Origin of the sequence: Kitasatospora sp. NPDC091257 (assembly GCF_044757675.1) — a bacterium.
GTDB classification, from domain to species: Bacteria; Actinomycetota; Actinomycetes; order Streptomycetales; family Streptomycetaceae; genus Kitasatospora; species Kitasatospora lactacystinica.
The window spans coordinates 1-14,050 of sequence record NZ_JBIVVI010000079.1 but is presented as its reverse complement, the minus strand read 5'-3'; the positions used below and the strand labels follow the sequence as shown (position 1 = coordinate 14,050).

Annotated in this window: 11 protein-coding genes and 3 pseudogenes; 7 read left to right on the top strand and 7 right to left on the bottom strand. The window is 74.5% G+C overall.

Annotated features, from left to right (window positions below; translation table 11 throughout):
• Positions 1–42: 42 nt before the first annotated feature.
• The gene (locus tag ACIQOV_RS06030; RefSeq protein ID WP_401045387.1) at positions 43–525 is read right to left on the bottom strand and encodes a MarR family winged helix-turn-helix transcriptional regulator; all 483 of its coding nucleotides are present in this window, start codon (positions 523–525) and stop codon (positions 43–45) included.
• Positions 526–599: 74 nt separating this feature from the next.
• On the opposite strand from ACIQOV_RS06030, the gene ACIQOV_RS06025 reads away from it, so the two are divergent.
• Positions 600–1,496, top strand: a complete 897-nt coding sequence (locus tag ACIQOV_RS06025) for an NmrA/HSCARG family protein (protein ID WP_401045385.1) — start codon at positions 600–602, stop codon at positions 1,494–1,496.
• 6 nt (positions 1,497–1,502) lie between these two features.
• Here ACIQOV_RS06025 and ACIQOV_RS06020 read toward each other — a convergent pair whose 3' ends face one another.
• From ACIQOV_RS06020 to ACIQOV_RS06010, 3 genes are read right to left on the bottom strand one after another with little or no spacing between them, the layout of a single operon-like run.
• On the bottom strand, positions 1,503–4,448 hold the full coding sequence (locus ACIQOV_RS06020; RefSeq protein ID WP_401045382.1) for an NACHT domain-containing protein: 2,946 nt from the start codon (positions 4,446–4,448) through the stop codon (positions 1,503–1,505).
• 5 nt (positions 4,449–4,453) lie between these two features.
• Positions 4,454–4,885 (bottom strand): protein phosphatase, encoded by a 432-nt coding sequence (locus ACIQOV_RS06015; RefSeq protein ID WP_387689673.1) that lies wholly within the window; start codon positions 4,883–4,885, stop codon positions 4,454–4,456.
• A gap of 27 nt (positions 4,886–4,912) precedes the next feature.
• A complete protein-coding gene (locus tag ACIQOV_RS06010) occupies positions 4,913–6,283 on the bottom strand; it encodes a LuxR C-terminal-related transcriptional regulator (protein ID WP_401045379.1) in 1,371 nt (456 codons plus the stop codon).
• Between the two features lie 250 nt (positions 6,284–6,533).
• Between ACIQOV_RS06010 and ACIQOV_RS06005 the strand changes: the two genes are divergently transcribed.
• The 3 genes from ACIQOV_RS06005 (at position 6,534) to ACIQOV_RS05995 (ending at position 9,541) form a co-directional block, all read left to right on the top strand.
• On the top strand, positions 6,534–7,466 hold the full coding sequence (locus ACIQOV_RS06005; protein WP_401045376.1) for an NADP-dependent oxidoreductase: 933 nt from the start codon (positions 6,534–6,536) through the stop codon (positions 7,464–7,466).
• A gap of 228 nt (positions 7,467–7,694) precedes the next feature.
• A complete protein-coding gene (locus ACIQOV_RS06000; protein ID WP_380537783.1) occupies positions 7,695–8,426 on the top strand; it encodes an MIP family channel protein in 732 nt (243 codons plus the stop codon).
• A gap of 326 nt (positions 8,427–8,752) precedes the next feature.
• Positions 8,753–9,541, top strand: coding sequence for an SDR family NAD(P)-dependent oxidoreductase (locus ACIQOV_RS05995; RefSeq protein WP_401045374.1), 789 nt, complete (start codon positions 8,753–8,755; stop codon positions 9,539–9,541).
• On the opposite strand, the gene ACIQOV_RS05990 is transcribed toward ACIQOV_RS05995, so the two are convergent.
• Positions 9,495–10,406, bottom strand: a complete 912-nt coding sequence (locus ACIQOV_RS05990; RefSeq protein WP_401045373.1) for an NAD(P)-binding domain-containing protein — start codon at positions 10,404–10,406, stop codon at positions 9,495–9,497. The two genes, ACIQOV_RS05995 and ACIQOV_RS05990, sit on opposite strands and share 47 nt — an antisense overlap.
• A 155-nt stretch (positions 10,407–10,561) precedes the next feature.
• Here ACIQOV_RS05990 and ACIQOV_RS05985 point away from each other — a divergent pair, with 155 nt between their 5' ends.
• A complete protein-coding gene (locus tag ACIQOV_RS05985; protein ID WP_401045370.1) occupies positions 10,562–11,173 on the top strand; it encodes a MerR family transcriptional regulator in 612 nt (203 codons plus the stop codon).
• Positions 11,174–11,177: 4 nt separating this feature from the next.
• Positions 11,178–11,903, top strand: a pseudogene (locus ACIQOV_RS05980) (GNAT family N-acetyltransferase); the annotation flags it as partial.
• Between the two features lie 66 nt (positions 11,904–11,969).
• Here ACIQOV_RS05980 and ACIQOV_RS05975 read toward each other — a convergent pair.
• Positions 11,970–12,824 (bottom strand): annotated as a pseudogene (locus ACIQOV_RS05975) (NADP-dependent oxidoreductase); the annotation flags it as partial.
• A gap of 110 nt (positions 12,825–12,934) precedes the next feature.
• On the opposite strand from ACIQOV_RS05975, the gene ACIQOV_RS05970 reads away from it, so the two are divergent.
• Positions 12,935–13,411 carry a Uma2 family endonuclease gene (locus ACIQOV_RS05970; RefSeq protein WP_401045367.1) on the top strand — a complete coding sequence of 159 codons (477 nt, stop codon included), beginning with the start codon at positions 12,935–12,937 and terminating at the stop codon, positions 13,409–13,411.
• Between the two features lies 1 nt (position 13,412).
• Here ACIQOV_RS05970 and ACIQOV_RS05965 read toward each other — a convergent pair.
• A pseudogene (locus ACIQOV_RS05965) lies at positions 13,413–14,050 on the bottom strand (hypothetical protein); the annotation flags it as partial.

Below are 14,050 nucleotides of genomic sequence, written 5' to 3'. Positions count from 1 at the left end.
GGGGACCCGCCCGGCCTGCCCGGGGGATCCGTCCGAGCGGGCTCAGGGCCCGTCCGAGCCGCCCGGATCCATCGCCGCGAGCCGGGCGATCTGCCGGTGGCTCAGCTCGACCGTGCGGTTCATGTGCCGTAGCAGGAAGTCGAGTTCGACCTCGGTGTCCTCGGCGAAGGCGGCCACCCAGTCGGTGGACAGCTCGCGCCACACCGCCCCGTAGCGCTCCAGCGCCTCGGGGCGGACCGCGACCAGCACCCGCCGCCGGTCCGCCTCGTCGCGCTGCCGGGTGACCAGCCCGGCCTTCTCCAGCCGGTCGACCAGCCGGGTGGCCGAGCCGCTGGTGAGCCCGGTGAGGTCGGCGATCCGGCCGGTGGTGACCGGCCCGTCCTCCAGGGTGAGCAGGTTGAGGCACTGGACGTCGGTCGGGTGCATGCCCAGGTGGTCGGCGACGGCCTGGTTGAACAGCACGTACGAGGCCAGGTAGCGGCGCGAGACCGGCCACAGTCGGGCCATCAGCTCGTCGCGGGACATCGTCATGGGGGAAGGGTAACCGGCCGCCCGATAATTGTTTGCGTCGCGCAGAGACGGCGCCCTATGTTGTCTGCATGACGCAGATAATCGAGCCTTCGCCTCCCGTCGCCGCCACGCCTCCCGTCGCCGTCACCGGAGCCACCGGAGCCCAGGGCGGTGCCACCGCCCGCGCCCTGCTGCGCGCCGGCCGCCCCGTCCGCGCCCTCACCCGCGAGCCCGGCTCGCCCGCCGCCGCCGAACTCGCCGCCCTCGGCGCCGACGTGGTCCGCGCCGACTTCGACGACCCGGCCTCGCTCGCCGCGGCACTCGACGGCGCCGGCGCGCTGTTCGCGATGTCCACCCCGTTCGGCACCGACCCCGACGCCGAAGTCCGCCAGGCCACCGCCCTGCTGGACGCCGCCCGGGCCGCTGGAAGCGTCCGGCACGTCGTCTACACCTCCGCCACCAACGCCGACCGCTCCACCGGCATCCCGCACTTCGACAGCAAGTACCGGGTCGAGCGGCACCTGGCCGGCCTCGGCCTGCCGTGGACCGTCCTCGGCCCGGCCGCCTTCATGGACAACTACGCCAACGACTGGACCCTCCAGTCCCTCCGCGACGGCGTCTTCCACCTCCCCATGCCGCCCGGCGTCCCGCTCCCCGTGATCGCCGCCGACACCATCGGCGCCTTCGCCGCCCACGTCCTCGCCCGGCCCGCCGTCTACGCGGGCCGCCGCATCGACATCGCCTCCCAGTGGCGCACCGGCGAGCAGATCGCCGCCGCGATCACTGCGGCGAGCGGCCGGCCGATCCGCTGCGTGGAGGTGCCGCTCTCGGTCGTGGCGGGGTACTCCGAGGACCTCGCCACGATGTTCCGCTACTTCCAGGAGCCCGGCCTCACCATCGACACCGGAGCGCTGCACGCCGAGCACCCCGAGATCGACTGGCAGCCGCTGGAGACGTGGGCGGCGGCCCGCACCTGGGACCTCTGAGGGGATTCAAGTGCCGGAGGTGAGGTGCGCGACCGCCCCGAGCCCGGCTCGGGCGGCCTCGCGGACCTCGGGATCGGCAAGAGCACGTCGGAGGGCCTCGCCGGTCTCCGGGCTGCTGGGCCACTGCCAGGCGAGCATGGTCAGTGCTCGGCCGCGCACCTCCGGGCTGGGATCGTCGGCCGCCCTGCGCCGGATGACGTCCTCTGCGGATCCGGGGACGAGCACCGCGTAGCAACTGAGTGCCGTGCCGCGAACCGTGTGAGCGGGATCCTTCTCGATGCGATCCAGGAGCAGGAGAGCCGTCTCGTCCCGTGAGCCCCGGTATTCGGACAGCGCTTCCAGTGCCGATCCCCGCGCCCGTCCAGGTTCTGCATCGACGGCCGCGCGGGTGAGCGACGAAACGATCCCGGGGTCGTCGGGGTTCTCGGCGGCGAGGTTCGACAGAGCGCGAACGCGAACGACGGCGTCAGGATCGTGACCGGCACGCTCGCGCAGCAGCATCAGGACGGCCGGGGTCTTGGCCCACCGGGTCGCCAGCTCGTGAACCGCCGCGTAGCGGATGCGGCTGTCCGAGTCGTTGACGGCACGGTCGAGCAACGTGGCGAAGACCTCGGGATGCGAGGGCCACACCCGCGCGAGTCGCTGGAGGGCGGTGGCACGGAGGATCACCGACTCGTGTGCGACGGCGTTCAGCATCGGGGTGTGGTCGTCGGGGTCGGCCGACAGGCGCGTCAACAGCGTATTGAGCGCCTGGACGACTTCCGCTGTCCGGTCGTCGTCGGCATCGGGCCCGACGACGGACGGAAGGGGGACCCGCGGATGATCGGGCCAGCGCTCCGCCAGTTCGGCCAGCGCGGCGGCGCTCGCCCGGTCGTGGCCGGATCGGACGGCGAGGTCGCACAAGGCGGCCACGATACCCGGATGGGCGCTCCAGCGCCGGGCCAGGCCGGCCACGGCGAACTCCCTGGTGGCCGGGGACCCGAACGTGGCGAGGGCCCGCGTGGTCCGGAAGTCGGTGTGGAGGGTCGTGGCCGCGATCGTCGCCGTACCGGCTCCGGCGAGGAACTGTCCCCGGAGATGGAACCACCGGAGGTAGTGATCGCGCCCGGTCCAACCTGGCACGGAACACAGCGCGGAGAGCGCGGTCATCAGCTGATCGCTGTGGAGGACGGCGTAGTCGTAGTACGTGACGAAGGCGCTGATGAGACGGTCGACGGCCCGGTCGCTCTGCGCGTGCAGCAGTCCGATCTTCCGAACCTCGGCCAGGGACCGGAAGGCCAGGACCAGTGACGGCTCGTCCCCCCGGTCCAGCAGTCGGTCGACCACCCTCCCCGCATCCGTCTCGCTCAACTGGTTGACCACCAGCAGCAGCACCTCGTGCCACGCCGGGTCGTCCGTCCTCCGCTCGAAGACCTCCTCGATCAGCTCCTCCGGCGACCACGCCCGTCCCACCGTGTAGCGGTGGACGATGTCCGCCGCCGCGAGGTACTCCAGGAACGCCCGGTGGACGAATCCGTAGACCTCGCCGCCGTACCGGGCCAGGATGAAGTTGCGCTCCCGCAGCTGGTCGCGCAGCGCGCGGGCGGCGGCGAGGCACTGGTGGGGCGGGAGGCCGAACTGGGTGAAGTAGTCGCGGAACACCTCCTCCAGCTCCTCCGCGTGGATGTGGTTCCCGGCGATGCCACCCGTTCCCTCCTGCATGCGGCGGGCGAGCAGCCGGAGCAGTTCCAGGCGTTCGCGGTCGTCGAGGAGGCCGAGGGCCTCGGCGGCGCCGGGCTTCAGGGGGATGCTGAGGTGCTTGGTGTCGCGGTCCCAGTGGGCGACCAGGACCCGTACCGCGTGCTCGTAGACGCCCTGGCGGTCGCGGGGCAGGGTCTGACGCCGGCCGATGATGGTCAGGATGGTCAACAGCAAGGGGTTGCCCGCGAGTTCCCGGATGGGGCGGGACGCCTCGACGGCACTGGTGATGCGGTCGAACAGCCGACCGGCCAGCTCGGCATCCGCCGGGCAGGCGATGGCGTACCAGCGGCGGGCGAAGTAGGCGATCCGCTCCGGATCGAGGTCCTGGAGCATGAAGTGGGTAAACCCGGCGCCGCCGAGGGCGCTGCGCTGGTAACCGATGACGCGCGAGGTGACAACCACGCGCGCCCGGTCGTAGCGGGCGGCGAAGGCGGCGATGCGTTCGGCGGCGGCGGCGCGCACGCCCGGGTCGAAGAGTTCGTCCAGGCCGTCGAAGACGACCACGACCCGCCCCTCGGTGAGGAGTTGGCGCAGCTCGGGGCCGGGGAGGGACATTCCGGCGACGGTGTGGCGGTGGTCGAGGAAGTCCTCGAACGTGCGCTCGCGCCACTGCCCCTCGGCGTACTGGCGCAGCTCGACCACCAGTGGCACCAGGCCGCCCAGCGGGGCGAGCGGACCGTCGACGTCCTGCACCAGCGTGAGGGCCAGGTACCGGGCGAGCGTGGACTTCCCCGCCCCTGGGTCGCCGAGCAGGACCACCCGTTCGCCGCGCGGCCCGGCGAGGACGGAGAGCACGTCCTCCGTCGGCCGGTTCAGGTACTCGTTGCGCAGCCGTTCGAGGGCAGATTGCCCGAGGTTGCCCGGCAGTTCCTCCGCCGTGAACTCGCCACTCGTGAGCAGTCGGTGGACCAGCTCTCGTGGCAGCTCCACCGGTGGCGGGTTCTCCCGCACCTGCGGGGTGACGAACACCTCCCGCAGCTCGACCGCCGGGTGCTCGCCCTGCTCGGAGAGCGGGGTGAGCACCTCCAGGTCGAGCCGCCCGTACGTCTCCCGCACCCGCCGGGCGTACGCGGCGCGGGCGGCGGCCATGGACCCGGCGGTGACCTCTGGCTCAACGGCCTTGGTCAGGTTGACCGTTCCGGCCTGGATCACGTCACCGTTGACCGTTCCGGTGACCTCATTGGCCACCGAGATCTCTGGAGCGCTACCCACCCCGCCTAGGCTAGCCGCTCCACGAACTTGCGCTGCCACGGCGTTTCGACGGCGTGCCGGCTGTAGTGCTCCCGCACGTACGGCACGGCCTCGGCGGCCGGGACGCCGTCCAGGACGGCGATGCAGGCGAGGGCGGTGCCCGTGCGTCCTCGCCCGCCGGCGCAGGCGAGTTCGACGCGTTCGGTGGCGGCGCGCTCCCAGGCCTCGCGGAAGGCGTCGGCGGCGTCCGCGCGGTCGGCGGGGAGGCGGAAGTCGGGCCAGCGCACCCAGCGGCTCGGCCAGTCGACGTGCGGCGGGCGGCCCAACAGGTAGAGGCCGAAGTCCGGTCGGGGGCCGGGCGGCAGGGGGCGGCTGAGGCCGCGGCCGCGCAGGAGGCGACCGGAGGGCAGGCGCAGGATGCCGGGGACGGCCGGGTCCCAGGTGGTGGGGTCGGTCACGAGGGTCTTCTTTCGGGGGGAGGGAGTTCAGGACGCCGCGTGCAGCCCGACCGGCCCGCGCGGCAGTCCGGCGCGGTGGGCCAGGGCGGCGGCCTCGCCGCGCGAGGACACGTCGAGCTTGGCGAGGATGTTGGCGACGTGGAACTTCACCGTCGACTCGCTGATCCGCAGCGTCGCCGCGATGTCCCGGTTGCGGCGGCCGCGCGCCAACTGGTCGAGGACCTCCCGTTCGCGCGGCTGGAGGCCGTCCAGCGGGTCGGTGACGAGGGCGGGTTCGGGCAGGGCCAGCGGGAGGTCGACGGTCACCGTGGTGCCCCAGCCGGGGACCGCCTCGACGCCGTGGTGTCCGCCGAGGGCGGTGATGCGGTCGGCGGTGCGGTGGACGGTGAGGGCGTCGGCGGTCAGGGCGCCGAGGCCGTCGCCGCGCACCACGGCGCGCAGCAGGCCGTCGGCCGTGAGCTGCCAGCTGACGTGCAGCCGGGTCGGCTTCTCCTGTTCCAGCATCAGCAGCACGGCCACCCGGACGGCGTCGCGGGCGGTGTGCGCGGCGTCCGCCGGGATGGAGCGGCCGGCCTCCGCCGGGGGCGCGGCGTCGAGGTGGACCCGGGTGTGGCGCAGCAGTGGGCGCAGCTCGCGCACCAGGCGGGCGAAGGCGGCGTCGGCGGGCTGCTCGCTGAGCGTGCGGTCGAGTTCGGCGCCCTGGCGCAGGTCGAGCAGGGCGGTGACGGCCAGCTCGGTGGCGGTGCGGCGGGCCGTGGCGTCGTCCAGGCCGGGTGCGCGCAGCGGCGCCAGGATCGCGGTGAGCGCGGCGCTGTGGGTGCCGGTGAACTCGGCGATGGCGCGGGCCCGGGCGTTGGCGGAGGCACGGGAGGCGGCCGTCTGGGTGGGGGCGGCGTCGGTGGCGCGGTGGTCGGAGTGGGCGACCACCAGATCCCACAGCTGTTGCAGGACGGCGAGTGCCCCGGGTGCGACGGGTCCGGTGCCCGCCCGGACGAGGACCAGCACGGCGCCGCTGTCGTCGGCCGGCGTGGTGGCCACGACCACCACCGGCCGGGTCCGTCCGGCGAGTTCGGCCTCGCCCTGCCAGGGCCGGCCGGCCGAGGTGGTCGCGGCCGCGCGTTCGGCCAGCCGGGACAGGTCCCGCGTACTGATGGCCGCGGTGAGCTCGGGCGGGCCGTAGCCGTGCGTGGGGTTGAACGTGCAGACGCCGCTGAGCTGCGCGAGCGCGGTATGCGGGACGAGGGTGTCGAGCACCTCGGACAGGCGGGGGAGGATGTCCGGCCGGGGAGCGCGCAGCACCTCGACGGCCCGGGCCAGCGCGTCCTCGGGGCGGCCCCAGTGCCGCCGCCAGGGCTCGTCCGTGCCGGCGGTGTCCGCCGCGCCGTTCATGTCGTCCATGCGGTCCAGCCTAGTTCGGGTGCCGCCGTCGTGGCCTGGCCGTTCGGACAGGTCGAACCGTCCGAAGGGCCGGGCGGGCCCGCGCCGTTCCGGGCACAGGATGGAAGTCGTCGGAAGCGACCGGCTCCACAGGCCGGCTCCACAGGCCGGCTCCACAGGCCGGCTCCACAGGCCGGTTCCACAGGCCGGCTCCGCCGACGACTCCGTCGGCGAAGCCGCCGGCAACGCCACTGAAACCTAAGGACCTTCCATGACCAAGGCGATCGCCTTCTCCGAGTTCGGCGGCGCGGACGTGCTGCGCCCGATCGACATCGAGCTGCCCGCGCCCGGGCCCGGCCAGGTGCGGGTCGCGGTCCGCGCCGTGGGCGTCAACCCGGTGGACCGCAGGCTGCGCACCGGCGAGCTGGCCGGGCTCTTCCCGGTCGTCTTCCCCTATGTGCCCGGTGTCGAGGTGTCCGGCGTGGTCGAGGCCGTCGGCGCCGGGGTGAGCGGCTTCGCGCCCGGCGACGAGGTGTTCGGCAGCATGATGGGCGGCGCGTACGCGGAGCACGCGCTGGTGGACGCGGCGGTGCTGGCCCACAAGCCCGCGGGGCTGGGCTGGGAGGAGGCCGCCGCGATCCCGACGGCGGCCGAGACCTCCGAGCGGGTCCTCGACCTGCTGGGCGTGCGGTCGGGCGAGACGCTGCTGGTGCACGGCGCGGCCGGCGGGGTCGGCACCGTGCTGCTCCAGTTCGCCCGGGCGCGCGGGATCACCGTGGTCGGCACCGCGAGCGAGGCGAACCACGACCACCTGCGCGAGCTCGGCGCGATCCCGGTGGCGTACGGCGAGGGCCTGGCCGAGCGGGTGCGGGCCGCCGCGCCCGGCGGGGTGGACCGGGCGCTGGACGCGGCCGGGCGGGGCGGGGTGCTGCCGCTGTCGATCGAGCTGACGGGCAGCGCGGACCGGGTGCTGACGATCGCCGACGTCGTGGGGGCGCAGGAGCACGGCGTCCGGTTCAACGGCGGCGTCGAGGGCGTGGAGTCCCACCACCGGCGCGCGTTCGCGGCCGCGCTCGCCCTGCACGAGGCGGGCACCCTGCGGCTGCCGCTGCACCGGGTGTTCCCGCTGGCGGAGGCGGCCGAGGCACAGCGGGTCAGCGAGGCCGGGCACCTGCGCGGAAAGATCGTGCTGACGGTCCGGTAGCCGTTCATCGCCCGTCCTGTACCCGTCTGCCCGTTTTACCTCCGTTTTGCATTGAGCTCGCCATTTTCGTACGGTTTCATCCGTTCGGAGTAATTCGGCAGGCGGACGCGCCGTGAACACGGCGCTGAGCCGTCCGGCCGACATGCGGTCCCTCGAACGGTCGACCAGGGTTGGCCGGACGTGGGCGGCACCGGACCGCCTGCCCTGACGGTCAGGAGGACCAGGCGCATGGGCGGAACGGACAGGCGGGCGGTGATCGGCGAGTTCGTCGGGACCCTGCTGCTGGTGTTGCTGGCGGTGGGTGCGGCGGTGCTCGCGGGGGAGGCGATCGGTCCGGTGGGCATCGCGTTCGCCTTCGGCTTCGTGCTGTTGGCGCTCGCGTACGCGCTCGGCCCGATCTCCGGCTGCCACGTCAACCCGGCGGTGACGCTCGGTTTCCTGCTGGCGCGCCGGATCGACGGCCGCACGGCGGTGTCGTACTGGGTGGCGCAGGTGCTCGGCGGCATCGCGGGCGCGGCGCTCGTCCTGCTGCTGGCGAAGCAGATACCGGGGCTGGAGACCCACGGCAAGCTCGGCACCAACGGCTGGGGCGACCGCTCCCAGGTGCACATCAACGCCGGCGGCGCGTTCCTGACCGAGGTCGTCCTCACCTTCCTGCTGGTCTACGTCGTCCTGGCGGTCACCCACCGGCTGGCCGCGGTCGGCTTCGACGGGCTGCCGATCGGCGTCGCGCTGGTGGTCGTCCACCTGGTCGGCATCCCGCTCACCGGCACCTCGGTCAACCCGGCGCGCAGCCTCGGCCCGGCGCTGTTCGCGGGCGGCGGGGCGCTGTCGCAGCTGTGGCTGTTCCTGCTCGCTCCGCTGGTCGGCGGCGCGCTGGCGGCGGGCGTGCACCTGCTGACCCACCCGCAGCCCAACCTGCCGGTGGCGCAGGCCCTGGCCACCGACGCGCGGGTGTAGGTCCCGCAGTCGAGCCGGCTTGGCGGCCGGGACCGTACCGACGGTCCCGGCCGCCGCCGTTCCGGTTCTCCGCCGGCCTCGTCCTCGTGCTCCCTCCGTGTCGCTCTGGGGCCTCTTCGCGGTCCTTTCGCGGTCCCTTCATGCTCCCTTCGCGCCGCTTCGCGTCGTCCTGTGGCCGCTCCGGGGCCGTTCCGGGGCCGCTCTGGGGCCGCTTTGGGGCCGCTTTGGGACCGCTCTGGGACCGCTTTTGCGCCGCCGACCGTCCGGATCCGGCGTACCGGCCGAAGAGCCCCGGCGCCCGCCCGTCGGCTGGGTAGAGTCCCGCCATGGTGACTGTGAACGCGGAGAGCCCGGCGGGCGGGCGGCTGGCCGGCCGCTCCTGTGTGGTGACGGGTGCGGCCAACGGCATCGGGAGGGCGGTCGCCGAACGCTTCGCCCGGGAGGGCGCGTCGGTGGTCGCCACCGATGTGGACACGGCCGGGCTGGACCGGCTGGCCGAACGATTCCCCGGCGCCGTCAGCACGGTGGTCGGCGACGTGGCCCGGGACGAGGACGCCCGCCGGATGGTGGCCGCCGCCGTCGAGCGGCACGGGCGACTGGACGTCCTGGTGGCCAACGCCGGGATCATCCCCCTGATGGAGATCACCGAGGCCACCGCCGAGGACTGGGACCACGTGATGGCGGTGGACGGTCGCGGCATGTTCCTCACCTGCAAGTACGCGATCGAGGCGATGACCGCCCAGGACCGGCCCGGCGGCTCGATCGTCTGCCTGTCCTCCATCTCCGGCGAGGCCGGTCAGCGAGGCCAGGCGGTGTACGGGCCCGCCAAGTTCGTCGCCTCCGGCCTCACCAAACACCTCGCCGTGGAATGGGCCGACCGCGGCATCCGGGTCAACGCCGTCGCCCCCGGCACCATCACCACCGCGCGCGTCGCCCGGCTGTACGACGAGCCCGGTGGCCCGGAGTACCTCGCGGCGATCGAGAAGCGGCACCCGATGGGGCGGCTCGGGGACCCGGCCGAGGTCGCGGCGGCCGTCCTCTTCCTCGCCTCCGACGACGCGTCCTTCGTCACCGGGGTCGTGCTGCCGGTGGACGGCGGGTACCTGGCGCAGTAGGGCCGCCGCCGGGCGCCCGGCTCCCGGCGAGCAGCTCGACCAGGACGGACACTCCGTCCGCCCCGTGCCCGGCGCCGACCGCCGTCCGGGTGAGGGCGAGCGCCGCGTCCAGCACGGACGTGTCCAGGCCACGCGCCCGGGCGGTGTGCGCGACGTGCGCCAGACCGGCCTCGGCGGAGGCGAGACTGCTGCGGTCGCCCGGATGCCTGCGCTCGTCCGCGCGCTGCGCGTAGCCGTCGATCAGCGGCGGCAGCAGGCGTGGCAGGCCCTGGGCGTACGGGGCGAGTTCGGCTCCGCCGATGCCCTCGGCGCGGGCCAGCGCCAGGGCGTGCAGGTAGCCGTGCACGGTGGTCCAGAACAGGTCGAGCAGGGCGGCGTCGAAGGCGCTCGCCCGCCCCGGGTCCGCGCCCACGTGGCGTACGGTGCCGCCCAGCGCCCGCAGTGCGGCCTCGTGGGCGGCGAAGGCCTCGGCGTCGCCGCTCAGCAGGACGGTGCCCTCCGGGCGGCCGACGGTCGGGGTGGGGGTGAGGACCGCGGCGTCCAGGAGGCGGAAGCCCCGGGCCTCGGCGTCGGCGGCGTTCGCCCGCGCGTCGTCCGGGGAGACCGAGGTGGCGTTGACGACGGTCCGGCCGCGCAGCGCCGTTCCGGCCGCCTCCAGCACGCTCCGGGCGGCCGGCTGGTCGCGGACGCAGAGCAGCGCGAGCGGGGCGTCCGCCACCGCCTCGGCGGCGCTCGCGGCCGACCGCGCGCCGAGGGCGAGCGGCTCGGCGTCCCGGCCCGGCGTGCGGTTCCACACGGTGACCGGATGTCCGGCGGCCCGCAGCGCCCCGGCGAGCGCCCGGCCCATCGGGCCCAGTCCCAGCACGGCAACGGCGGGTCGGGCAGGGGTGGTTGAGGAAGATCGTTCGTTCGTCACGGCGGCTACGCTAGAGCTTCACGCCGACGGCAGAGTCAAGGCGCAGAGGCACGGTGGAACGTCGCGGCGGACGGCGCGGACGCTCCGCCGAGGAGGTGTCCGCGATGCGGATCGGAGAACTCGCCCGGCGCGCCGGCGTCACCCCGCGCGCCCTGCGCTACTACGAGGAACAGGGGCTGCTCGCCCCCGAGCGCCGCCCCAGCGGCTACCGCGAGTACGACGAGCGGGACGTGGACACCGTCCGGGGCATCCGCACCCTCCTCGCGGCCGGGCTCAACAGCACCGTGATCGCCGAGATCCTCCACGGCCTGCCGCTTCCCGGGCAGCGACCGCCCGGCCCGACCTGCCCCGAGTTGCTCGCCGGCCTGGCTCGGGAGCGCGCCAGGATCACCCGGCAGATGGACGAACTCGACCGGGCCCGGGGCCTGTTGGACGCCATCATGGGTGCTCGGGCGCCGGGCGAGGCGATCCGGTCCGGCCGGATCGGGGCGGCGGAGCGGACGCCGGGCGCGGATGCTTCCCCCTCGGATGCGTCCCCCGCGGGCGCGACCGCCGCGGGTGCGACCGCCGTGGGTGCGACCGCCGTGGGTGCGTCCCCCGCGGGTGCGTCCCCCGCGGGTGCGACCGCCGCGGGCGCTGCCGCCGCCGGGGACCGTCGCCCGCGGTCGGCGGCACGGAAACTCGATGGCGCGCGCTCCCGGGCCGTGCTGGAGTGAGCGGATGGATCATGACGAGGTGCTCGCCCTGTTCGACGACCGGCTCCGGCGCAACGCGCCGCCCGACCCCGGCTGTCGCGTCGAACGCGACGGTGCGGTGATCCGGCAGGTGGGCCCGGAGCACAGCTGGAACGGCGTGGTCTGGTCCGGCCTGGACGAGGCCGGCGCGGACGCGGCGATCGCCGCGCAGGTGCGCCACTTCGCCGGACTGGGCCTGGAGTTCGAGTGGAAGGCCTACTCCCACGACCGCCCCGCCGACCTCGGCGCCAGGCTGCTGGCGGCCGGCTTCACCCCGGAGCCGGACGAGGCGCTGATGCTCGCCCGGATCGCGGACCTGCCCACCGACGCCGCCCTTCCCGAGGGGGTCCGGCTACTCCCGGTGACCGACCCGGCGGGGGTGGACCTGCTGATGGAGGCCCACGAACAGGCTTTCGGCTCCGAGCACCCCGGGCTGCGCGCGCGGTTGCTCGACCACCTGCGGCACGGCACCCCGACGGTCAGCATGGTCGTCGCGATGGCCGGCGACCGCCCGGTCAGCGGCGCCCGGATGGAGCTGGTCCCGGGCACCGGGTTCGCCGGCCTCTGGGGCGGCGGCACCGCACCGGACTGGCGCGGCCGGGGCATCTACCGGGCCCTCATCGCCCACCGGGCCCGGCTCGCGGCCGAACTCGGCTACCAGTACCTCCAGGTCGACGCGAGCGACCAGAGCCGGCCCATCCTCCACCACCTGCTCCTTGACCTTGATCCGGCCCCCCGCGATCCAGCCGGCGAGCTCGGCGGCGGCCTCCGGGTACCGGCGGGCGTAGTCGAACACCACGAAGCCCTCCATCCGGGCCCGCCGCACCAGCAGGGACAGGTAGTTGGACGGGCCCTGCACGGCGCCCTCGTTGTTGTACTGGCTGATGGCGCCGCAGACCACCACCCGGGCGTGCATCGCCAGGCGGGTCAGCGCGGCGTCCAGGACGGGGCCGCCGACGTTGTCGAAGTAGACGTCGATGCCGTCCGGGGCGTGGGTGCGCAGGGCCTTGCGGACGTCCTCGGCGCGGTAGTCGATCGCGGCGTCGAAGCCCAGCTCGCCGGTGAGCAGCGCGCACTTCTCCGGGCCGCCGGCGATGCCCACCACCCGGCAGCCCTTCAGCTTGGCGATCTGGCCGACCAGGCTGCCGACCGCCCCGGCGGCGCCGGAGACGACGACGGTCTCGCCCTCCTTCAGCGCCCCGACCTCCAGCAGCCCGAAGTACGCCGTCATCCCGGGGATCCCGAGGGCGCCCAGGTACGTCGACAGCGGCGCGAGCGCGGGATCGACCGTGAGCGCGCCCTTCCCGTCCGAGACCGCGTACTCCTGCACCCCGAAGGCCCCGACCACGTGGTCCCCGACCCGGAACCCCGGGTGGTTCGACGCCACGACCTCCACCACCGAGCCGGCCCGCATCACCTCGCCCAGTCCCACCGGCGGCAGGTACGACGGCCGGTCGTCCAGCCATCCCCGCATCGCCGGATCCAGCGACACGTACCGCGTCCGCCCGAGGAACTCGCCCTCGCCCGGCTCCGGCACCGCCTCCTCCCCGTGCGTCCAGTCCTCCGGACGCACCTCCCCGAGCGGCCGGCTGGCAAGGCGGATCTGACGGTTGACTCCGGTGGCTCCGGCCATGACGTCTCCTGGGCGCTCGGGCTCGACGGCTGAACGCGCCCGATTCTAAGCAAGCGCTTGTTCAATTGGCCAGAGCGGGACATCGCTGGAGAGCGACCAGGCTTCGCCCCGTGGAGACCGAGATCATCGAGGGGGCCACCGTCCCGGTGACGCACTCCTGGGCGCACCAGAGCACCGTCGACCTGCTCCGGCAGCAGCTCGCCCCGGTCCTGCGGCCGAGCGGCCTGTGCTCCGGTTCCGGCGATCTGGCCCTGCCGGGCACGGCGGACCGCTACGTGCCCGACCTGGCCGTCGTGCCGACCGAACTGGCCGGATACGACGGGGCGTTGACGCCCGACCGGACGCTGCTGGTGGTCGAGGCGACCGAGCCTTCCAGCGCCGACACCGACCGGACGGTGAAGCGCCGGCGCTACGCCCAGTTCGGTGCGCCGCTCTACCTCCTGGTGGACCGGCAGGAGCGGGCCTGCACGCTGTTCTCCCAACCCGGCGCGCTCGGCTGGACCCGGGTCGAGGGGCCGCACCCGTTCGGGGTGCCGGTGCGACTGCCCGAGCCATTCGAACTCGACCTCGACACCAGCGAGTTCTGAGTCAGTACCGGCCCGCGAGGTGGCCGTAGCCGCCGGCCGTCCAGACGATGCGGCGGAACTCCGGGAGGCTGAGGGCGGCCGTCGGCACGCCGGTGGGCACGCCGGTGGTGGGCGGGAAGTGGGCGGTGCCGCAGCGGGCGCAGTACCAGGCCTGGGCCCAGAGGTGTTCGGCCCGGGGCCGGCCGGCGAGTTCGCGGTCGGCGGAGGCGCGGAGCGCGGCCGCGGTGACGAGAAGGACGGTTCCGGCGATGACGGCGACCACCGGGATCACCACGGGGATCTCGAAGGCGTGGTGGTCCCGGACCGGCGCGGCGAAGGCGGGCGCGTCGTCGTCGAACTGCCGGGCGAAGTTCCCGGCGAAGAAGGTGAAGAAGGCGATCACGAGGGCGACGGCGCCCAGCACCGTCGCCGCGCGGCCGGGTGGCTGGTCCCGGATCGGGACGGGTGCCAGGGCGCGGGCGAGGTCGGAGACGACCTCGCGGGTCCGGTGGTCGCCGCTCCCCTGCGAGGGCCGGGTGGTGACCCGCGTCCTCCCCGCGTGGCACACGGCCGGGACGCCGCGGACCTGGTCGGTGAGCCCGCAGTTCGGACAGGGGTGCAGGGCGGGCGGCGGCGGTACGGGTGCGGCGTGGTAGGGCC